At 63.6% G+C, this 21,858-nt stretch carries 17 protein-coding genes; 7 read left to right on the top strand and 10 right to left on the bottom strand.

The features are described from left to right. The first annotated feature begins 139 nt into the window (after positions 1 to 139). The gene (locus tag ACAX61_RS09385; protein ID WP_370714497.1) at positions 140 to 1,360 is read left to right on the top strand and encodes an FRG domain-containing protein; all 1,221 of its coding nucleotides are present in this window, start codon (positions 140 to 142) and stop codon (positions 1,358 to 1,360) included. Positions 1,361 to 1,504: 144 nt separating this feature from the next. Next, positions 1,505 to 2,023, top strand: a complete 519-nt coding sequence (locus ACAX61_RS09380) for a hypothetical protein (protein ID WP_370714496.1) — start codon at positions 1,505 to 1,507, stop codon at positions 2,021 to 2,023. Between the two features lie 50 nt (positions 2,024 to 2,073). Here ACAX61_RS09380 and ACAX61_RS09375 read toward each other — a convergent pair whose 3' ends face one another. The 6 genes from ACAX61_RS09375 to carA all read right to left on the bottom strand — a co-directional run bounded on the left by ACAX61_RS09375 (position 2,074) and on the right by carA (position 9,013). Then, the gene (locus ACAX61_RS09375; protein WP_370714495.1) at positions 2,074 to 2,940 is read right to left on the bottom strand and encodes an aldose 1-epimerase family protein; all 867 of its coding nucleotides are present in this window, start codon (positions 2,938 to 2,940) and stop codon (positions 2,074 to 2,076) included. Then, entirely contained in the window at positions 2,937 to 3,575 is a 639-nt protein-coding gene (locus ACAX61_RS09370) for a rhomboid family intramembrane serine protease (RefSeq protein WP_370714494.1), read from the bottom strand. Before ACAX61_RS09370 ends, ACAX61_RS09375 begins: the two co-directional genes overlap by 4 nt. An 8-nt stretch (positions 3,576 to 3,583) precedes the next feature. After that, complete coding sequence (gene greA / locus ACAX61_RS09365; protein WP_370714493.1) at positions 3,584 to 4,060, bottom strand: transcription elongation factor GreA; 477 nt, start codon at positions 4,058 to 4,060, stop codon at positions 3,584 to 3,586. Positions 4,061 to 4,138: 78 nt separating this feature from the next. Next, a complete protein-coding gene (gene carB / locus ACAX61_RS09360; RefSeq protein ID WP_370714492.1) occupies positions 4,139 to 7,462 on the bottom strand; it encodes a carbamoyl-phosphate synthase large subunit in 3,324 nt (1,107 codons plus the stop codon). Between the two features lie 4 nt (positions 7,463 to 7,466). Beyond that, on the bottom strand, positions 7,467 to 7,853 hold the full coding sequence (locus ACAX61_RS09355; RefSeq protein ID WP_370714491.1) for a hypothetical protein: 387 nt from the start codon (positions 7,851 to 7,853) through the stop codon (positions 7,467 to 7,469). Next, positions 7,850 to 9,013, bottom strand: a complete 1,164-nt coding sequence (gene carA / locus ACAX61_RS09350) for a glutamine-hydrolyzing carbamoyl-phosphate synthase small subunit (RefSeq protein ID WP_370714490.1) — start codon at positions 9,011 to 9,013, stop codon at positions 7,850 to 7,852. Before carA ends, ACAX61_RS09355 begins: the two co-directional genes overlap by 4 nt. 141 nt (positions 9,014 to 9,154) lie before the next feature. Here carA and ACAX61_RS09345 point away from each other — a divergent pair, with 141 nt between their 5' ends. Genes ACAX61_RS09345 through rpoD form a run of 3 tightly spaced genes read left to right on the top strand, consistent with a single transcriptional unit; the run spans position 9,155 to position 13,563 of the window. Next, positions 9,155 to 9,607 (top strand): GatB/YqeY domain-containing protein, encoded by a 453-nt coding sequence (locus ACAX61_RS09345; RefSeq protein WP_370714489.1) that lies wholly within the window; start codon positions 9,155 to 9,157, stop codon positions 9,605 to 9,607. A 40-nt stretch (positions 9,608 to 9,647) separates the two neighbouring features. Further along, positions 9,648 to 11,516 (top strand): DNA primase, encoded by a 1,869-nt coding sequence (gene dnaG / locus ACAX61_RS09340; RefSeq protein WP_370714488.1) that lies wholly within the window; start codon positions 9,648 to 9,650, stop codon positions 11,514 to 11,516. 13 nt (positions 11,517 to 11,529) lie between these two features. Next, positions 11,530 to 13,563 carry an RNA polymerase sigma factor RpoD gene (gene rpoD, locus ACAX61_RS09335; protein ID WP_370714487.1) on the top strand — a complete coding sequence of 678 codons (2,034 nt, stop codon included), beginning with the start codon at positions 11,530 to 11,532 and terminating at the stop codon, positions 13,561 to 13,563. A gap of 53 nt (positions 13,564 to 13,616) precedes the next feature. Here rpoD and ACAX61_RS09330 read toward each other — a convergent pair whose 3' ends face one another. Both ACAX61_RS09330 and pncB read right to left on the bottom strand, forming a co-directional pair. Next, the gene (locus ACAX61_RS09330) at positions 13,617 to 14,765 is read right to left on the bottom strand and encodes an acyltransferase family protein (protein WP_370714486.1); all 1,149 of its coding nucleotides are present in this window, start codon (positions 14,763 to 14,765) and stop codon (positions 13,617 to 13,619) included. Positions 14,766 to 15,035: 270 nt separating this feature from the next. Beyond that, entirely contained in the window at positions 15,036 to 16,340 is a 1,305-nt protein-coding gene (gene pncB, locus ACAX61_RS09325; protein ID WP_370714485.1) for a nicotinate phosphoribosyltransferase, read from the bottom strand. 243 nt (positions 16,341 to 16,583) lie between these two features. On the opposite strand from pncB, the gene ACAX61_RS09320 reads away from it, so the two are divergent. Next, complete coding sequence (locus ACAX61_RS09320; protein WP_370714484.1) at positions 16,584 to 16,877, top strand: DUF2934 domain-containing protein; 294 nt, start codon at positions 16,584 to 16,586, stop codon at positions 16,875 to 16,877. Here ACAX61_RS09320 and glgA read toward each other — a convergent pair. Further along, a complete protein-coding gene (gene glgA / locus ACAX61_RS09315) occupies positions 16,855 to 18,315 on the bottom strand; it encodes a glycogen synthase GlgA (RefSeq protein WP_370714483.1) in 1,461 nt (486 codons plus the stop codon). The two genes, ACAX61_RS09320 and glgA, sit on opposite strands and share 23 nt — an antisense overlap. After that, positions 18,315 to 19,583: a glucose-1-phosphate adenylyltransferase gene (glgC, locus tag ACAX61_RS09310; protein WP_370714482.1), complete on the bottom strand. Its 1,269-nt coding sequence runs from the start codon at positions 19,581 to 19,583 to the stop codon at positions 18,315 to 18,317. Before glgC ends, glgA begins: the two co-directional genes overlap by 1 nt. Positions 19,584 to 19,702: 119 nt before the next feature. On the opposite strand from glgC, the gene glgB reads away from it, so the two are divergent. Continuing rightward, a complete protein-coding gene (gene glgB, locus ACAX61_RS09305; protein WP_370714481.1) occupies positions 19,703 to 21,856 on the top strand; it encodes a 1,4-alpha-glucan branching protein GlgB in 2,154 nt (717 codons plus the stop codon). The last annotated feature ends 2 nt before the right edge of the window (positions 21,857 to 21,858 follow it).

Genomic DNA, 21,858 nt, shown 5'->3' with positions numbered 1-21,858 from the left:
ATATGCTGCCGGCCGAGGCCGAACCATGTATTATGAAAGACTGCTAGCGGTATCCAGTCGAACGGACCGACATGGTATGGATCGGCGGAGTAAACGAGGCAAACCGTCACCCACCCATCATTTGATTGACATCTTCCAAATGCCTATCTTTTGCGGGCCGGGGGCCAGTACGCTGGTAGGCCAAAAAGGAACGAAGGAGCGCTATGTGCAAGGGCAGTGGATCGGCGACATCAACGGTCAAGTTGAAGGGACCCTGAGAGTCGAGTTAGAGCGCCGATGCGACGTGGTCTCAGGCAACGCTTATCTTTTCTACGCGCCTCAATACCGAATTCCCGGATTCACCTTTTCGATCCGAATGCCCGACGTTGCTCCACATAGAGCGGAAGTGGTCACGACGTACTGTTACCCGGATGGTGGCATTATGTCGCCTGAAGATAGGATTCGCGCGGAGAGCTTTCTTACCGAAAATTTTGGCGAACCACCGGTTCCGGAGAAATTCATTGTCACCTTTGCTGAGAATCAGGACGGCAGCCTCAAATTGGATTGGAGCGGGGGCACACGGTCGGGTTCGCACACAATATCTGCATCCATAGCGTCCGGCGAGTCACACCTATCGAGACGACCAGATCTGAATAACTGGGATGATTTTCGCCAATGGTCTATTGAACAAAATCCAAGACGATACATATTCCGCGGCCAGACGAATCCATTCAAGTTGACTACTACATTTCATCGTACATGGCGTAGCGACTTGAACAGATGGATTTTAGATGACGTTCGGCGCCTCTACGGCGCGATTGTCGATAAGGTTTCGTTTCCTCTCCATCTGGGCAATCTAGAGCATAATGCTGTTATATGGAGCATCCTGCAACATCATGGCTATCCTACCCCGCTTCTAGATTGGTCGTTCTCGCCATTTGTATCCGCGTTTTTCGCCTTCTATCCAACTAAGTTGGATAGCGATTGCCGCCCACGCATATTTATATTCGACAAGGCAGCCTGGGAAGAGAGCTACGGTCGGCAGGCGTTTATCGTCGACGCAGCGCCTCCTCAACTCGTAACCATTGAAAACATGGCTGTCGGCAATCCTCGGTACACTCCACAACAGGCTCTGGCGGCAGTGTCCAACGTAACTGACATCGAAGCATTCATTCGCAAGCGAGAACAGGCAGATGGAAAATGCTATCTTGAAGTTTGCGATCTATCGGCAGCCGAAGGTCCTCGCATTCTGAGGGAGCTAGAGCTTATGGGTATTACGTTCGGTTCGCTGTTCCCTGGCCTCGACGGCATCTGCAAAGACCTAAAAGATCGTTTGTTCGCGGAACCGGGGCAGGTTTGTGAGAGATTCATATCCAGCTAAGAGTCGTCTGGGCTAGCGCAACGCATCGCAAAAACATCGCGTCTCAACCGCCATAAGTATCGGAAAAGCCTCCGTCCGGGGAACGCTCGGCGCGCTGTCCTGTTGAGGACAGGCCGCATCAAGCGGCGCAAGAGAGGATTTTTCATGACCCAGGCATCAGCGCTCTTTGACAGCCACGCCGAAGCGGAGCGGGCCGTTTCGGACCTGCGCACATTGGGGGTCAGCGACAACGACCTGTCCGTCATCGCGCATCATGGCGGCACCACGACCACCCGGTCGGGCGAAGGCGAAATCACCGACGAACATCATCGCAACGTGCTGCGCGGCATTCTGGGCGGCGGCGCGCTGGGCGCCGGGCTTGGCGTCGCGGCGCTGGCAATTCCGGGCGTCGGCCCATTGGCGGCAGCGGGTGCCATCGCCGCTTCGGTCGCACCTGAGGCAGCCGGTATCGGTGCCGTGGTCGGCGCGATCGGCGGCAGCCTGAACGAAACGCTGACCAAGCACGGCATCAGCGAGGAAGATTCGAAATATTATGGCGACCGCCTGAAGGACGGTGGCGTCCTGGTGACGGTGAAGGATGCCGGGATCGACGGCGACCGGGTGCGCGACGTGCTGTATCGCAATGGCGGGCACAACGCGTCGCAAGCCCGCATGACCGCCTGAACCATATGGCCGGGGGGCGATGCGCTTCCCGGCCACTTTTAGCGGCGCCCCTATCCCTCCAGCGTCACGGCCATTTCAACGCTCCACCGCTCGCCGGGGGCAAGGCGATGGATGCCGGGCTTGTCCCAGATCTCGCCTGTAAAACCCTCCGGGTCGGCGATGCCGTGCCATGGCTCGACACAGACAAAGGCGGCACCGGGCTTGGTCCAGATGCCCAGCATGGGCGTGTCCGGGAAATCGATGCGCAGCCGGGGGCCATCCTCAGCGCCGTAAGCGACCGAGCGGCTTTCCACCCGTTGCCATACCAGCGCGTCATTGGTGAACAGCTCGTCGCGCAGGGCCAGCGTGCGGCCGTCCAGCGGGCTGTCGCGGTCGGCGGGGCCGATCAGGCCGCCGGGAACGATGCGCGCCAGCTGCTCCGGCTCGATCCGCTCGAACAGGATGCGGTGGTCGGCGCGCGCGCGACCATAGGGCAGCGGCCAGGCAAAGGCGGGGTGAAAGCCGATGCTGGCGGGTAGGTCGCGCTCGTCCCGATTCTCAACCGTGACGGTGGTGGTCAGCGTGGCGGCGTTGAGCGAATGGCGCACGTCGAGGGCAAAGGCGCGGGGAAAGACGGCGCGGCTCTCGGCATCGTCGGTCAGGCGCAGGGTGACGGCGCGCTCGCTCTGCTCGACCAGCTCGAACATGCGGCGGCGGGCAAAGCCGTGCTGGGGCAGCGCGTAATCGCGCCCGTCAAGCCGGTAACGGCCGCCGTTCAGCTCGCCGACGATGGGGAACAGGATCGGCGCATGACCGGTCCAATATGCCGGGTCGGCATCGGTCATCAGCTCGCGCCCCTCGGCATCGCGCAGATGCGTCAGCTCGGCACCGAGCGGGTTGATCGCGGCGCTGAGGCCGACGGATGCAATTTCGATCATGCGTTCTGCCAATGCCAGCGGACCAGCGGGCGCGCCAGCACCACGCCCATGATGAAGCCGCCGACATGCGCCGCACCCGCGATCGGCATCGACGTGCCGGCGGTGATGAAGCCGATCAGCAGGTTGATCGCGGACCAGGCGACGACCAGCCAGATCATCTGCACCGCGCCCGCCGACAGCGGCCCTATGGCGCGCGCACGGTCACGGCGGCTGTAGAGCACCGAATAGGCGCCGATGACGCCCGATGCCGCCCCGCTCGCCCCGATCATCGGCACGGCGGAGTTGGGCTTGAACGCCCAGTGCGCAGCGACGGCGCCAACGGCGGCGATCAGGTACAACGCCACCAGCCCGCGCGCGCCGATCGCCCGCTCGGTCGCGACGCCGGTATAGCCCAGCATCATCAGGTTGAAGCCCAGATGCAGGAAACTGGCATGCACCAATGTCGTGCTGAACGGCGTCAGCCACACCGGCATCAGATCGACCTGAGCCAGAAGCGGTAACGTGTCACCCAATCGTGCGGGGATGAACCCGGCATAGACGGCGGCATAGCCGACCATGTCGCCCAGCAAGAGCAACACGCCGACCAGCGCCGTCACCGCCGCGATCGCGACCGTGGCGGGCGCGCGGGTCAGCATTGCGGGACTCAGATAAACTCGATCTTCGAGACCAGGTAATAACGGTCGCCCGCAGGCACCGACACTTCCACCTCGTCATCGACGCGGCGGCCGATCAGCGCGCGGCCCAGCGGCGAGTTATAGCTGATGCGCCCGGTCTTTGCGTCCGCCTCCGTCTGGCCGACGATCTGATATTTGACGGGCTTTTCATCCTCATCCAGCAGGGTGACCGTCGCGCCGAACACGACCTTGTCGCCCGACAGGTCGCGCGGGTCGATCACCTGCGCGCGGCTGAGCTTGTCCTCGATGTCGGCGATGGTCGCCTCGATCTGGCCCTGCCGTTCCTTGGCGGCGTGATATTCGGCATTTTCGGACAGGTCGCCATGGGCACGCGCCTCTTCGATCGCATCCACGATCAAAGGACGCTCCGCCTTCAACCGCTTCAGCTCCCCGGTGAGCTTGTCATAGCCCTCCTGAAGCATCGGCATCTTTTCGACGGTCGCCATATTCAGTTCCTTCGACAGCCCCTTTTCGCGCGGGCCCGGTTCGGGACCGCCCGCACACCAACCTGCTTTATTTGGGGATCAATTGTGCGAACGCGAATAATAGGCCTGTAGCGAACGCACTTCAAGGGACTGGCGCCCCGTCGCCGCGATCGCCCGTGCCGCGGCAACGCTGGCGGGCGCGGTGGTGAAATAGGGCACCTTCATGTTCAGCGCAGAGCGGCGGATGTCGGCCGAATCCTTGTGCGACTGCCACCCTTCGGTAGTGTTGAAGATCAGGTCGATGCCACCGTCGAGAATGCGGTCGACGATGTGCGGGCGGCCCTGTGCCACCTTGTTCACACGTTCCACGGTCACGCCCTGTCCCGCCAGGAAATCGGCGGTGCCGCCAGTGGCGATGATGGTGAAGCCCTGTTCGGCGAGCAGCTTGACGCCGGGCAGCACCACCGCCTTGTCGCTGTCCTTCACGCTGACGAACAGGCAGCCCGATGCGGGAAGCACGGTGCCCGCGCCCAGCTGAGCCTTTGCAAAGGCGATGGGGAAATCATTATCGATTCCCATGACTTCGCCCGTAGACTTCATTTCGGGCGACAACACCGGATCGACACCGGGGAAGCGTGCGAAGGGGAAGACGGCTTCCTTGACCGCGATATGGTCGATGTGGCGGTCGATCACAGGCAGGTTCGCCAGCTTTTCACCCGCCATCACGCGCGCGGCATATTTGGCGATGGGCGCGCCGATCGCCTTGGCGACGAAGGGCACGGTGCGGCTGGCGCGCGGATTGACCTCGATCAGATAGACTTCGCCGTCCTTGACCGCGAACTGGATGTTCATCAGGCCGACGACATTCAGCGCGCGCGCCAGCACTTCGGTCTGGCGCTCGATCTCGGCAATCACATCGGCGGGCAGGCTGTAGGGCGGCAGCGAGCAGGCGCTGTCACCCGAATGGACGCCGGCTTCCTCGATATGCTGGAGCACGCCCGACACGACGACATCGGTGCCGTCGCTGATCGCATCGACATCGACCTCGATAGCGTCGCGCAGATACTGGTCGATCAAAACCGGCGCATCGCCAGACACTTGCACGGCAGTCTGAATATAGGCTTCCAACTGCGGCGTGCCGTCGACAATCTCCATCGCTCGACCACCCAGCACATAGCTGGGGCGCATCAGCACCGGATAGCCGATGCGTTCAGCGACCGCGATCGCTTCCTCACGGCTGCGGGCAATGCCGTTGGCAGGCTGTTTCAGGCCCTGCTTGGCGACGAGAGCGGCGAAATGCTCGCGATCCTCGGCCAGGTCGATAGCGTCGGGGCTGGTGCCAAGGATCGGAATCCCCGCCGCTTCCAGCGCGCGCGCCAGGTTGAGCGGCGTCTGACCGCCGAACTGGACGATCACGCCGACCAGCTCGCCACGCGAACGCTCGACCTCAAGGATCTCAAGCACGTCCTCCGCCGTCAGCGGCTCGAAGTAGAGCCGGTCGGAGGTGTCATAGTCGGTGGAGACGGTTTCGGGGTTGCAGTTGACCATGATCGTTTCGAACCCGGCATCGGCGAGCGCGAAACAGGCGTGGCAGCAGCAATAATCGAATTCGATCCCCTGCCCGATCCGGTTCGGACCGCCACCCAGGATGACGATCTTGCGTCGATCGCTGGGCATGCTCTCGTCCTCAGGCGCGCCAAAGCTGGGCGCCTCATAGGTCGAATACATGTAGGGCGTCTTGGCCTCGAACTCGGCGGCGCAGGTGTCGATGCGCTTGAACACCGGGCGCACGCCCAGCTTGTGGCGCAGTTCGCGCACTTCGGTTTCGTTCACGCCGCCGGTCATCGCCTTCACCGCCTCGCGGATCAGGCCGCCGCGGGCGGGGAAACGGTCGCGCAGGCCCGCACTTGCGACCGCCAGATAGGCGAGCCGCTTGTCGCTGAAGCCCATCGCCTTCAACCGGCGCATGGCGGCGGCATCGCGCGGCAGGCCATTGGCGATCACCTCAGCCTCGGCGTCAACGATTTCCTTTATCCGGTTGAGAAACCACGGATCATACTTGGCGATCGCGTGCACTTCATTGACGGTGAAGCCCTCGCGCAGCGCCTGTGCGGCGACCAGCAGGCGGTCGGGCGTGGCGCGGCTAAGTGCAGCTTCGATCTCGGCGCGGGGCGCGCCCTTCAGCGCCTCGACATCGTTGAAGCCCGACAGGCCGGTCTCCAGCCCGCGCAGCGCCTTTTGCATGCTTTCGTGGATCGAGCGGCCAATCGCCATGACCTCACCCACCGACTTCATCGCGGTCGACAGGATCGGCTCCGAACCCTTGAACTTTTCAAAGGCGAAGCGCGGAATCTTGGTCACGACATAGTCGATGGTCGGTTCGAACGACGCGGGCGTGGCGCCGGTGATGTCGTTCTCGATCTCGTCCAGCGTATAGCCGACGGCCAGCTTTGCCGCGACCTTGGCAATGGGGAAGCCCGTCGCCTTGGACGCCAGCGCCGACGAACGGCTGACGCGCGGGTTCATTTCGATGACGATCAGGCGGCCGTCAGCGGGATTCACTGCGAACTGTACGTTCGAACCGCCTGTTTCCACGCCGATTTCACGCAGAACCGCGATGCTCGCGTTCCGCATGATCTGATATTCCTTGTCGGTCAGCGTCAGCGCGGGCGCGACGGTGATCGAGTCGCCGGTGTGGACGCCCATCGGGTCGATATTCTCGATCGAGCAGACGATGATGGCATTGTCGGCGCGATCGCGCACGACTTCCATCTCATATTCCTTCCAGCCGAGCAGCGATTCCTCAATCAGCACCTCGGTCGTCGGCGACGCTTCCAGGCCCTTGCGGACGATGTCGACGAACTCTTCCTTGTTATACGCGATGCCGCCGCCGGTGCCGCCCAGCGTGAAGCTGGGGCGGATGATCGCGGGCAGGCCGGTATGGTCAAGCGCCGCCACCGCCTCCTCAACCGTATGCGCCACGGCGGAGCGGGCCGATTCCAGCCCGATCTTGTCCATCGCGTCGCGAAATTTCTGGCGATCCTCGGCCTTGTCGATGGCTTCGGCATCGGCGCCGATCATCTTGACGCCATATTTCTCGAAAGTGCCGTCATGGAACAGCGCCAGCGCGGTGTTCAGCGCGGTCTGGCCGCCCATGGTGGGCAGGACGGCGTCGGGCCGCTCCTTCTCGATGATGCGCGCGACCACTTCGGGCGTGATCGGCTCGACATAGGTCGCGTCGGCCAGTTCCGGATCGGTCATGATCGTCGCCGGGTTCGAATTGACCAGGACGACGCGGTAGCCCTCTTCCATCAAAGCCTTGATCGCCTGCGTGCCCGAATAGTCGAACTCGCATGCCTGACCGATGACGATCGGCCCGGCGCCAATGACGAGGATGGAGGTGATGTCGGTGCGGCGAGGCATCAAGTTAGTCCTTCAGCATTGCGATTGTCGCCACGACCAAAGCCAGCGCGGCAATGAAAAAATTACCAATGTTAACAAGTCGCTGACTAGTATCGCCGGTAAGTCGCTCGACGAGCGTCTTTGGAAGCTTGGCGTTTTCCAGCTCCAATGCTCGTGCTCGACCTTGGGCCGACAGCTCGAACCGCAACGACTGCATAGTAGACTGCGACCTGCCAAAACGATCCTTGTTATCGGATACGAATCTGCGACCCCATTCCCGATGAAAACCAACCTCGGTTCCATCCATGACGGCCTCGAGGTCAAATACCGGCCCAGCCCCCTCTCGCTCTAACTGCAGCATACGAACGAAAAGGGCTGCCTCGAACTCCCCGTAAGGAGTTCCATCTGTCACCGCAGCATCCCCACGAACCGCTCGAACAGATAAAAACTATCCTGCGGTCCCGGCGACGCTTCCGGGTGATATTGCACGCTGAACGCGGGGCGGTCGGTCAGCTCAAACCCGGCGTTACTGCCGTCGAACAGCGACACATGCGTCTCCCGCGCCGTGTCCGGCAGGGTTTCGGTGACGACTGCGAAGCCGTGGTTCATGCTGGTGATCTCGACCACGCCGTCGGCCAGTCGCTTGACCGGGTGGTTGGCGCCGCGGTGGCCCTGATGCATCTTGGTCGTGCGCGCGCCGACGGCCAGACCCAGCAACTGGTGGCCAAGGCAGATACCGAACACCGGCAGCTTTTCATCGAGCAGGCGGCGGATGACGGGGACGGCATATTCGCCCGTCGCGGCGGGGTCGCCGGGGCCGTTGGACAGGAACACGCCGTCGGGCTTGAGCGCCATCACCTCATCAAAGGTCGCGGTGGCGGGCAGGACCGAGACGCGGGCGCCCGCCTGCACCAGATTGCGGAAGATGTTGCGCTTTGACCCGTAATCGAGCGCGACGACGTGTGGGCGGGTGTCTTCACCCCCCTCGCCCCCATAGCCCTGGCCCAGCTTCCACAGGCCGCCGGCCCAGCCGTAATGCATTTCGCACGACACGGTCTTGGCCAGGTCCATGCCCTCAAGCCCCGGCCAGGCGCGGGCCTGCTCCAGCAGCGCGGGCACGTCGAACTCGCCGGTGGGCGAATGGGCGATGACGCCGTTGGGCGCGCCCGCTTCACGGATGCGGCGGGTCAGCGCGCGGGTGTCGATGCCCGACAGGCCGATGCGGTTGTGCGCGCGCATCCAGTCGTCCAGCCGTTCGACCGAGCGGAAATTGCTGGGTTCGGTCACATCCTCCCGCACGATCATGCCAAGGGCATGGGGATCGTCGGCCTCGACATCGTCGGCATTGGTGCCGACATTGCCGATATGCGGGAAGGTGAAGGTGATGATCTGACCGGCATAGGACGGGTCCGTCATCACTTCCTGATAACCCGTCATCGCGGTGTTGAAGCACACTTCGCCAACGGCGGCGCCGGTCGCGCCGAACCCGCGACCCCAGATGACGTCGCCATTGGCCAGAACCAACACGCCCGTGGCTCCTTCGGGCGCGTGAAAGGGCGTGGCGTCGGCCATGGGGGCGGCTACTCCGTTAACTTGGGTTGGCGATGTCGCTAAGGCACGGCGGCTAGACCCACCGTGGCGCGCCGTCAACCGGTGACGGCACGCGCGCGCTCCGCTATCGCTCCGCCTTTCCGCTTCAGTTCGAGAGAAACCATGATTCGCGACGACATCAAGGCCGCGCTGGTCACCGCCATGAAGGGTGGGGACAAGGCAACCACCGGGACCATCCGCCTGATCCAGTCGGCCATCAAGAACCGCGACATCGAAGTCCGCACCGGCGGCGCGCCCGCCGATGACGACGCGCTGGTCGTCGATGTGCTGCAGACAATGGTCAAGCAGCGCCGCGAATCGATCGAAATGTATGAAAAGGGCGGCCGCCCCGAGCTGGCCGAAGCCGAAGCGGCCGAGGTGGCGGTGATCGAACGATTCCTGCCGCGCCAGATGGACGACGCCGAAACCGCCGCCGCGATCGAGGCGATCAAGGCCGATCTGGGCGCATCGGGCATGAAGGACATGGGCCGCGTGATGGCCGAGCTGAAGGCACGTCACGGCCAGGTGCTGGACATGTCCAAGGCGAGCGCCGCGGTTAAGGCGGCGCTGAACTGATCGACAGGCGCCCTCACCTTTGCCATGATATAATCGGGCTGTGAGTCTTACCCCCGCCTTTCTCGACGAGGTTCGTGCGCGCACCACATTGTCGGTGCTGGTCAGGCGGACGGTAAAGCTGCAACGCGCGGGGCGGGAGTTTCGCGCGTGCTGCCCTTTCCACAATGAAAAATCGCCCAGCTTCTACGTCAATGACGACAAGGGCTTTTACCACTGTTTCGGGTGCGGCGCGCATGGCGACGCGATCCGCTGGCTGACCGAGCAGCAGGGCCTGCCATTCATCGACGCGGTCAAGGAACTGGCGCAGGTCGCCGGGCTGGAAATGCCCGCGCAGGACAAGCGCGCGGCAGCCAAGGCAGAGCGGGCCAAGTCGCTGCACGACGTGATGGCGGCGGCGACCAAGTGGTTCGAGGAACAGCTGCACGGGCTGGACGGCGCGGAGGCGCGCGCGCTGCTGGAGCAACGCGGCATTCGCGCGGACACGGCCCGAACATTCGGCCTGGGCTTTGCGCCCGACAGCCGCACGAGGCTGCGTCAGGCGCTGAGCGAATTCGGCGATGCGATGCTGGTCGAGGCGGGGTTGCTGATCCAGGTCGACGGCAAGGCGCCCTATGACCGGTTTCGCGGCCGGTTGATGATCCCGATCCGCGACCCGCGCGGCCGGGTGATCGCGTTCGGCGGCCGCATCATCGGGGCTGGTGAGCCGAAATATCTCAATTCGCCGGAAACGCCGCTCTTCGACAAGGGGCGCACGCTTTACAATCTGAACCGCGCCGCCGCCGCCGCACGCAAGGCGGGCCGCTTGATCGCGGTCGAGGGGTATATGGACGTGATCGCGCTGGCGCAGGCGGGCTTTGGAGAAGCAGTCGCGCCGCTGGGCACCGCGATGACCGAAGCGCAGCTGGAGCGGCTGTGGCGGCTGATCGATGTGCCGATCCTGTGCTTCGATGGCGATGCCGCGGGACAAAAGGCGGCGATCCGCGCCGCCGCGCGCGCACTGCCCGCGCTGGCGCCAGGGCGCAGCCTGTCGTTCGTCACGCTGCCCGCCGGGCAGGACCCCGACGACCTGATCCGCGCATCGGGGCCGGCGGCGATGGAAGCATTGCTGGCCAAGCCCGAACCGCTGGTCGAGCGGCTGTGGCGCAACGCGCTGACCGAACCGACCGACACGCCGGAAGAGCGAGCGGGGCTGCGCGCGCGGCTGGCCGAGCAGGCGGACCTGATCGCGGACCAGAATGTCCGCAGCGAATATCACGCCGATTTCCGCCGCCGCTTTTTCGAAACCTTTGCCAAGCGCCCCGCCCCGCCGCAGCGCACACAGGCACGCGCACCCCAGCGCGGACGCTTTGCCAAGGGCGGATGGCGGCCACCTGAGGCACCGCCGGGCGATGAAGCGCGCGCGGTCGGCACCGGCGGCATCGACCGGGTGCTTGCCAAGGCGGTGCTGGCGGGCCTGATCCGCCACCCGGCCGAAATTGCGCGCCATATGGAAGTGCTGGGTTCGCTGCGGCTGGCCGATGGCGCACTGGCGCGTGCGTTCGAGGCGGTGGTCGATCTGGCGCTTGAAGACCAAGCGCTTGATAGCGGCCGCCTCGTCACCATATTGGCGAGGTCCGGGTTCGATCAGGTGGCCAGTGATCTGCTCAGAGCCGACGCCCTGCCCTTCTCGTTCACGCATGCTGGCGCCGACGATGCGCGCGCCGCTGCGGATTTGAACGAGGCGATTGCGGTGATGGTCGCGCGTCCGCGCGTCGATGCAGCGCTGGCAGCGGCCACGTCGGCAATGGCAGCGCACTTCACCGACGATGCACTGGCGCGCCAGCAGGCCTTGCTCCAGGAGCAGTTAAGGCTAGAGGCGCGGCTTGCAAATCTGTTGCACGCGGACGAAGACGGCGAAACGATCGGGTAATCGAGGGCAGTTGATGGCGAAGGCGAACATGGCGGACGTTGCCGACACGAATGAAACGGGCGACGCGCCGCTGATCGACCTGAATGAAGGCTCGATCAAGAAGCTGATCGCGCGTGCGAAGAAGCGCGGCTACATCACCGTCGACCAGCTGAACGAGATGCTGCCGCAGGACCAGATGTCCTCTGAGCAGATCGAGGACATCATGGCCGCGCTCAACGACATGGGCGTGAATGTCGTCGAGAATGAGGAAGCAGGCGAAGACGGCGACGGCGAGGAGGAAAGCGGCGACGAGGCCGAAACCGCCGACAGCCAGGACGATTCAGCCCCCGCATTCGAAGCCCCGAAGAAGAAGGAAACGGTCGATCGCACCGACGACCCCGTGCGCATGTACCTGCGCGAAATGGGGGCGGTCGAACTGCTGAGCCGCGAGGGCGAAATCGCCATCGCCAAGCGGATCGAGGCAGGTCGCGACACGATGATCCTGGGCCTGTGCGAAAGCCCGATCACCTTCAACGCGATCATCAACTGGTCGACCGCGCTGAACGAAGGCACGATGCAGCTGCGCGAGATCCTCGATCTCGACGCCATGCTGTCCAAGGATCCTGCGCCCGAATCGCTGTCCGACGAGGATGGCGATGACGATGGCGAGATTTCGGAAAAGAATGCCGGTCCGTCGTTCAAGGACGAGGACGAGCCGGAAGAAGCCTCTGCCGACGATGACGAGGACTCCATGACCGACCGGCGCACCCCGCGCCCGTCGGACGATGAGGAGGAGGACAACACCCTCAGCCTTGCCCAGATGGAGGAAACGCTCAAGCCGCAGGCGCTGGAGAAGTTCGCCAACATCACGTCGATCTACAAGAGCTTTGCCAAGATGCAGGCGAAGCGGCTGGACGCGATGGCTGCGGGCGGCGAATTGTCGGCATCCGACGAGAAGAAGTATCAGAAGCTGCGCGAAGATCTGACCGCCGAGGTCGAGAGCGTGCAGTTCCATCAGGCCAAGATCGAATATCTGGTCGACCAGCTTTACAGCTTCAACCGGCGCCTGACCGCGCTGGGCGGCCAAATGCTGCGCCTGGCGGAGCGGCACAAGGTGAACCGCAAGGACTTTCTCGACCGCTATATGGGTCATGAGCTGGACGAGCAGTGGCTGCCGTCGGTCCAGGCGCTGGACAAGAAGTGGAAGGCCTTTGCCGAGAATGAGGCGGCAACCGTCGACCGCATCCGCGCGGAAATCGCCGAAATCGCGCAGTCGACCGGCATGGCGCTGGGCGAATTCCGCCGCATCGTCAACATGGTGCAAAAGGGCGAGCGTGAAGCGCGTATCGCCAAGAAGGAAATGGTCGAGGCGAACCTGCGCCTCGTCATCTCCATCGCCAAGAAATACACCAATCGCGGGCTGCAATTCCTAGACCTGATTCAGGAAGGGAATATCGGCCTGATGAAGGCGGTGGATAAGTTCGAATATCGCCGCGGCTACAAGTTCAGCACCTATGCGACGTGGTGGATCCGTCAGGCGATCACCCGCTCGATCGCGGATCAGGCGCGCACCATCCGAATCCCGGTGCACATGATCGAAACGATCAACAAGCTGGTCCGCACCAGCCGCCAGTTCCTGCACGAACAGGGCCGCGAACCGACGCCCGAGGAAATGGCGGAACGCCTGTCCATGCCGCTGGAAAAGGTTCGCAAGGTGATGAAGATCGCCAAGGAGCCGATCTCCCTCGAAACGCCGATCGGCGACGAGGAGGACAGCCATCTGGGCGACTTCATCGAGGACAAGAACGCGATCATCCCGGTCGACGCGGCCATTCAGGCGAACCTGAAGGAAACCGTGACGCGCGTGCTGGCCAGCCTGACCCCGCGCGAGGAGCGCGTGCTGCGCATGCGCTTCGGCATCGGCATGAACACCGACCATACGCTGGAGGAAGTGGGTCAGCAGTTCAGCGTGACGCGCGAACGTATCCGTCAGATCGAGGCAAAGGCGCTGCGCAAGCTGAAGCACCCCAGCCGCAGCCGGAAGATGCGAAGCTTCCTCGACCAGTAAGGCTAAAAGGGGCGGTCACCGGATGCGGTGGCCGCCCTTTTCACGTCCGCGATTTATTCCCCGGCGAGTGGCGGGAAGGCACGCCCCTGCTCGCTGGCGCTTCGCCCGCGCGGTTCGCGCGGTTGTCGGGCCTTGGCACCCAATCGTCCGCCGCTCATGACGTGCGCCACTGTGGGCGACACCCGAACCAGCAGCAGCCCCAGCAGGATCGCCGCGAAAAGGGCGATGAACGGCTGCGCGAAATAATAAGGCAGGAAAAGCGGATCGCCGAACTTTCCGAAGATCTGACCCAGAACCGGTCCGATCGTGCGGATGATGATGACGTGCGAGCAGAACAACAGGAAGGTGTACGGCTCGATCCGTTTGAACAGGTCCAGAAACCGTGTCTGGGCCAGACTGACCGACATTCGCCAGAACGCCAGCGCTACCGAAATCCGCAGCGCCAGTTCGAGCGTACCGTCGACCAGCAGCGACGGTTCGTCCGGCGGATACATGATCAGGTTGACCTTCAACGCAATGGCGACGGCTGCCACCGCCAGGATCGGCAGCACCGGCCAGCGGACCACTTGCCGGTCCCAGCGCGAAGCGCGGGCAAGAATGCCGATGATGAAGAATGTCAGGATCTGTGGCCGAAGCAGGATGTAGAGCTGTACCTCGCTCAACTGCCAGACGACGCTTGTGATCAGCAGCGCCCACAGCCAGCGGGGTGACAGCCTGATCAGGAACGGCGCAACCAGCATACACACGAAGAGATCGCGCAGAAACGAATTCTGCACGTTGATTGCGCCGCGTTCGTACAGAAAAACCAGCTCGTTCAATGCCTCGATCGGGCTTTGGGGCATGATCTTGGCCAGAAAGCCGAAACCAGCGAACACGGACACCACCGCCAGCGCGATGACGTTCCATATCAGCATCGGCAAAAGGATGGCGCGGGCCTTGCCGTTGATGAAATCGCCATAGACCTTTCGCTGGACGGTCGACAGCACAAGCCACCCGGAAACCACGCTCAAAAGCGGAACAGCGCTCCGCGCCACCGCTTCCTGCGTCCAGTAAATCAGGAACTTATCCCAGAAATGGGGGCTGGCGAACAGCTCATCCCCGGACACGCCGATCCACGGGTGCATGTACACGACGCAAAGAATGCACAATACCCGCGCAACCTTGATTGCACCGGAAACGGTTTTGACATCATCGTCGTGCATGGCTGTGGTCATTTCACCTCGCATTACCGGCGGGGTTTAACTCAGCTTGGCCGATGGACTGCGGGATTAACCAATGTTTTGTTCCACGCAAGTGCAACGGCCATGCGTTCACCATGCATTTTTTTCAATCGCCGGTGAGTGGTATTGCACGCGCGTTCAGTCGAGTTCGCTGGTCGCCGCCGACGTCATACGAAGCGGGAACAAAGCCGCTCGCGCGCAGCTGAACGCGACGCTGCGACGATTGCCGGCGGGTCCGCCCCCGCCGTTGGATCAGACAGCGACCGGCTGTTGACGCCGCCCCTCCCGCCCGAAAACGCGCAGGTAGCGTTCGATTTCGGCCGGATCGCCCGTCGCCTTTGACGCATTGTCGGACAGCTTCACGGCAGGACGGCCATTTGCGCTGGTCACCTTGGCTACCAGGGAGATCGGTTCGAGCCCGTGGCCGCCGACCGGATCGCATCCGCGAAAATCGTTGGTCAGATTGGTGCCCCAGCCAAAGCTCATGCGGGCGCGACCGTGAAAATGCTGATAGGTCGCCTCGATCGTGTCGACGTCCATGCCGTCGGAGAAGATCAGCAGCCTGGTCCGTGGATCAACGCCCCGCGCGCGCCACCAAGCGATGATCTGCTCGCCCCCCTCAATGGGCGGCATCGAGTCGGGGCGGAAACCGGTCCAGTTGGCGAGCCAGTCGGGCGCGTCGCGCAAAAAGGCGGCGGTGCCGAAGGCATCCGGCAGGGCGATCAGCAAATTGCCGTCATAATGCGCCTGCCATTGCGCCAGCACCCGGTAGGGGGCGGTCGCGACCTCTTCGTCCGAATTCGCCAGCGCCGCCATCACCATCGGCAATTCATGCGCGTTGGTGCCGATCGCTTCCAGATCATTGTCCATCGCCATCAGCACGTTCGAGGTGCCGATGAAGCGCGTGTCCAGCCCTTCCTTCAGGGCCTCGACGCACCAGCGTTGCCATAGAAAGCTGTGCCGACGGCGGGTGCCGAAATCGGAAATCCTGAGATCGGGAAGCTCGCTTAGCCGTTCGACCTTTTCCCACAATTTGGCCTTTGCGCGCGCGTACAGAATGTCGAGTTCGAAGCGCCCCCTGCCCTTGAGCGCGGCACGCGAACGCAATTCGTTGACGATGGCGAGTGCGGGAATCTCCCACATCGTCGTGTGCGTCCATGGTCCGTCGAAACGAAGTTCGAACTGCCCGTCCACTTTCGACAGCGAATATTCGGGCAAGCGGAAATCGGCGAGCCAGGCGATGAAGTCGGGGGCGAACATCCGCTGCTTGCCATAGAAGCTGTTGCCCGCCAGCCAGATCAGCTCCTTCTTCGAAAAGCGGATAGTGCGGGCATGGTCGAGTTGTTCGCGAAGCTCGGCTTCGTCGATGACGTCGGCAAGCCGTATCGACGTGCTGCGATTGATGAGGGAAAAGGTCGCGCGAACGTCCGGATGCAGGTGCCGGATCATCTGCAACATCAGCAGCTTGTAAAAATCGGTGTCGAGCAGGCTTCGGACCACCGGGTCGAGGCGCCAGCCATGATCATAGACGCGCGTGGCGATGTCCGTAACGGGCATGGTCAGTCCTCGATCAACAATCGGGTGAGTGGGATCTGTTGGATGCGTAGGGGCAAGCAGCGCGACCCTGCAAATATCGTCGCCCGAAACGGTGCCGGGCAAACGCGCAGGCCGTCGCCCCCATTTTCGCTGTCTTCACCCAAATTCTCGTCGCGTCTGTCGGTCGGACGGAAAATGATGCAACGAGAGCAGGATATGCTGGTTGTACGCTGATGCAGCCTGGTGTTCGGAAGGGAAGGACGAATGACCGACGATCGGCAACAAGACCGGGAGACGCGCGTACGGGAACGCGCCTATCAACTGTGGGAAGGTGAAGGCCGCCCCGCGGGCCGTCACGATGACCACTGGCACGACGCCGCACGCGAAATCGATGGCGACGAAACCGTGTCGAGCGAGGATCAGGTGCAGAAGCCGGCAGAAGCCGCACCGCCGGCCGAGACAAAGCGTGCCCGCGCGCCCCGCGCCGGAAAGGCGGCGGAAGCGGGCGCCCCGCTTCCCAAGGCCAAGCGTGCGGTCAAGCCAAAGACGACGGGCTGATCGACCGAAACAGCGCGGCATATTGGCGCGCCGGTGTGGTCCATGAACAGTCGGTGGCCATGCCGTTGCGCTGAAGCCGCGCCCAGGCATCGGGCGCATCGCGGTGCATCGCCATTGCCCGCATCAACGCCGCGCGCGTCGAACCGAGCGATCCGGGCGCGAACTGAAAACCGGTCGCGACGCGCTGCGCCAGCGCATAGGGTCCGGCGTCGATCACGGTATCGGCCAGCCCGCCGACGCGCGCCACTACCGGCACCGCGCCATAGCGCAGGGCGTACATCTGGGTCAGGCCACAGGGTTCGAAACGCGACGGCATCAGGAAGATGTCGGCCCCCGCCTCAATCCGGTGCGCCAGCCCCTCGTCATAGCCGATATGACAACCGATCCGTCCAGGATGCGTCTGTGCCAGCGTTCGCAGCGCCGCTTCCAGATCGCGGTCGCCGCTGCCCAACAGGGCAAGCTGGGCGCCGTGCCCGACCAGTTCGGGCAACAGCGCGAGCAACAGGTCCATGCCCTTTTGTTCGGTCAGGCGCCCGACGGACCCGATCAGGAAGGCGCGCGGGTCGATGTCCAACCCCAGGTCGCGCTGCAACGCCGCCTTGTTCGCGCCACGCGCGGACAGGGTCGCGGCGCTGAACGGTGCGGCAAGCGCCGGGTCTTCGGCCGGGTTCCAGACATCGGTGTCGATCCCGTTCAGAATGCCCGACACGATATCGGCCCGTCCGGCAAGCAGGCCATCCAGGCCCATGCCCGCGTCCTCCTCCATGATTTCGGCGGCATAGGTGGGGGAAACGGTCGTGATGCGATCGGCAAAGATCAGCCCAGCTTTCAGAAAGCTGATCGAGCCGTGATATTCGACCCCGTCCAGCGAAAACGCCTCAGCCGGCAATCCAAGCGAACCGAGTAGATAGGCAGGGAAAATGCCCTGAAAGGCCAGGTTGTGAATGGTGGCGACAACCCCCGGACGGCGCGCGGGCGGATCGTAATGGAGATAGGCGGCGGCCAGACCCGCCTGCCAGTCGTGAAGTTGCACCACGTCAACGTCGAACCCGGCCACGCGCCCGCCCGCTAGATCGGCGGCGGCACGGGCGAAGGCGCCGTAGCGAAGCGCATTGTCGGGCCAGTCGCGACCATCGGGACCAAGATAGGGGTTGCCCGGTCGATCGAAGAGATGCGGTGCGTCAAGGACGATCACGTCCAGCCCCGCCGCCGACCCGCGCAGCAACGTCGCCTGCCCGCCCATCAGCGCGTTATAGTGGTGGAGCGGCACCGCCCCCGAAAGCGCATCGATGACGGCCGGGTGGCCGGGAACCAGCGTCGTCGTATCGACCCCCGCCTTTTCCAACGCGGCTGGCAACGCCCCGGCCACGTCGGCCAGCCCGCCGGTCTTGATGATCGGATAGAGTTCGGACGTGACCGACAGCAGGCGCAGCACCATCAGCGATCCAGCGCCTCGATCATCCGCGCGGTGACCAGGCAGATGCCGTTTTCGGTCCGCCGAAACCGCTTTGCGTCCAGCACCGGGTCTTCGCCGATGACCATGCCTGTTGGAATCTCGACGCCCCGGTCGATGATGACGTTCTTCAGTCGCACCGATCGGCCCACCTTCACTCGCGGCATCAGCACCGCGTTCTCGATGGCCGAATAGCTGTTGATGCGACAACCGGTAAAGAGCAGCGAATGGCGCAACGACGCGCCCGACACGACGCAATCGCCGGAGACGAGCGAGGAGATCGCCTCTCCCCGGCGTCCGTCCTCGTCATGGACGAACTTGGCCGGGGCGGTCATTTCCGAATAGGTCCAGATCGGCCATTCGCGGTCGTACAGGTCCAGTTCGGGCACGGTGTTGGTCAGGTCGATATTGGCCGCGAAATAGGCGTCCAGCGTGCCGACATCGCGCCAGTAAGGCTCCGCCTCAGGCCCGGAGCGAAGGGCCGAGCGACCGAAATGGTGCGCGCGCGCATTCCCGTCGCGAACCAGTTTCGGCACGATGTCCTTGCCGAAATCGTGGTTGCTGTTGGGATCGGCGGCATCCTCCCGCAGCACCTGCGCCAGGAACTCCGTCTCGAACACATAGATGCCCATGCTGGCGAGGGCGAGGTCGGGATGGCCCGGCATCGACGGCGGATCGGCGGGCTTTTCGAGGAAGTCGATGATGCGGTCGTTATCATCGACATGCATGACGCCGAACGCCGTTGCCTCCATGCGCGGCACTTCGACACAGCCGACGGTGACACTGGCGCCGGTTTCGCAATGCTCTTCCAGCATCACGCCGTAGTCCTGCTTGTAGATATGGTCGCCGGCCAGGACGAGGATGTATTTCGGCGCATAGCTGCCGATGATGTCGAGGTTCTGATAAACCGCGTCGGCAGTGCCGAGATACCAGTTCTCTTCCGACACGCGCTGGCTGGCGGGCAGGATGTCGAAGCTTTCGTTGCGTTCGTTGCGAAAGAAGCTCCAGCCGTTTTGCAGATGGCGGATCAGGCTGTGCGCCTTGTACTGCGTCGCCACGCCGATACGGGGAATACCGGAATTGAGGGCGTTCGACAGGGCGAAGTCGATGATCCGCGTCTTTCCGCCGAAATAGACGGCGGGCTTTGCCCGGATGTCGGTCAGTTCCATCAATCGGCTGCCGCGACCGCCGGCAAGGACGATTGCCATCGCCTGCCGCGTGACCAGACCTCTCAACGTTGCACTTGGCGGCATGTCGTTCCCCCTTTGCCAGTCAAAGGTGAAGCGCCGCGACGCTGCTGCGGTTCCACTGGATCCACGATAAATTACGCGTTGCGGCACTTATTGCCGGATGCGGCGTTCGATGGCGCAACATGGGGGTGAATGTGGCACGGTCGGACGGCGAGAGATTGGACTGGCTGCGCGATCCCTTTGCGTATCTTGGGGCGCATGATGGGGTGGTGCGCGTCTATCTTCCCGGCGCGGATGCCGTGTCTCTTATTTCGTCGGACGGTGCTGTCGAAATGACGCCGGGCGGGGTCGATGGCCTGTTCGTCGCGGAGCATCGTGGCGGCCCCTATCGCCTGCGCGCCTGCTGGCCGGGCGGCGGCGTAAGCGAGGGGGCAGACCCTTATGCCTTTCCGCCGCAACTGGGCGGGCTTGACCTGCATCTGCTGCGCGAAGGTACGCATTGGGAGCTGGCACTGCGGCTGGGGGCCAATCCCGATACGGTGGACGGCGTGGCGGGCACGCGCTTCGCCGTCTGGGCGCCCAGCGCGCACAGCGTCAGCGTGATCGGCGACTTTTGCAGCTGGGATGCGCGGCGGCTGCCGATGCGGCTGCGCCATGATGGCGGGGTGTGGGAGCTGTTCGTGCCCGGCGTCGGCGCGGGTGCTTCATACAAATATGCGGTGATCGGCGCCGACGGCGTGCGACGGGACAAGGCCGATCCACTGGCGCGCGCGACCGAATGTCCGCCCGCGACGGCATCCGTGGTGGCCCCTGCCCCCACGTTCAGCTGGAGTGACGCCGACTGGATGGCAACGCGTGGGGAGCGTCAGCATCCCGGCGCGCCGATTTCGGTCTATGAACTCCATGCCGGTTCGTGGCGCCGCCCGTGGCATGGCGGGACGCATGACTGGGACCAGCTGGCGGATCAGCTGATCCCCTATCTGACCGAAATGGGCTTTACCCATGTCGAACTGATGCCGATCGCCGAGCATCCGTTCGGCGGATCATGGGGTTATCAGCCGCTGTCGCCCTTTGCGCCCAGCGCGCGGTACGGCACGCCCGAACAGTTTGCGCGCTTCGTCGATCGTTGCCACGGCGCCGGGATCGGCGTGATCCTGGATTGGGTGCCCGCGCATTTCCCGTCGGACGCGCACGGGCTGGAACGGTTCGACGGCACCGCGCTGTACGAACATGCCGACCCGCGCGAGGGATATCATCCCGATTGGAACACGCTGATCTTCAACCTTGGGCGGCGCGAGGTTGCGGGAATGCTGATCGCATCCGCCCTGTGGTGGCTGGAACATTTCCATGTCGACGGTCTGCGGGTCGATGCCGTCGCGTCGATGCTGTACCGCGATTATAGCCGGCGGGCGGGCGAATGGGTGCCCAACATGCATGGCGGCCGCGAGAATCTGGAATCGATCGATTTCCTGCGGCGCATGAACGCGGCCGTGCGCGAACGCTGCCCCGGCGCGATCACCATTGCGGAGGAATCGACCGCCTTCCCCGGCGTTACCGCTGAGCCTGACCATGGCGGGCTGGGCTTCCAGTATAAATGGAACATGGGGTGGATGAACGACACCCTGCGTTACATGGAGGAGGACCCGATCAATCGCCGCTGGCATCACGGCGAAATGACGTTCGGCCCGGTATATGCCTTTTCCGAACGCTTCATCCTGCCGCTCAGCCATGACGAGGTGGTGCATGGCAAGGGATCGCTGATCGCCAAGATGCCTGGCGACCGCTGGCAGAAATTCGCCAATCTGCGCGCCTATCTGGGTTTCATGTGGGCGCATCCGGGCAAGAAGCTGCTGTTCATGGGCGGGGAGATCGCCCAGTGGCACGAATGGCACCATGACGGCGAACTGGACTGGGCCGCGCTGGGCCAGGCCGACCATGCGGGCGTGCAGGCGCTGGTTCGCGACCTGAACGCGCTCTACCGCGCCGAAGGTTCGCTGCATCAAAGCGATGCGGATGAACGCGGCTTTGCATGGGCAGTGAGCGACGACGCGGAAAACAGCGTCTTCGCCTTTCACCGCTGCTCCCATTACGGCGCGCCGCCGCTGCTGTGCGTGGTCAACATGACGCCGGTGCCGCGGCACGATTACCGCGTCGGCGTGGACACCGGCAACTGGCGGGAGATCATGAACACCGATGCCCCCCGCTATGGCGGCAGCGGCATCGGTCATGCCGAAACGCTGTCGACCGAAGAACATCCGGCGCACGGCCAGCCGCATTCCCTGCGCCTGACCCTGCCGCCGCTTGCCACCCTGATCCTGCGCCGCGAAGGAGCCTGACC

The sequence above is a fragment of the Sphingomonas sp. IW22 genome (assembly GCF_041321155.1).
Classification (GTDB): domain Bacteria; phylum Pseudomonadota; class Alphaproteobacteria; order Sphingomonadales; family Sphingomonadaceae; genus Sphingomonas.
This window is presented reverse-complemented; position numbering and strand designations above follow the sequence as displayed.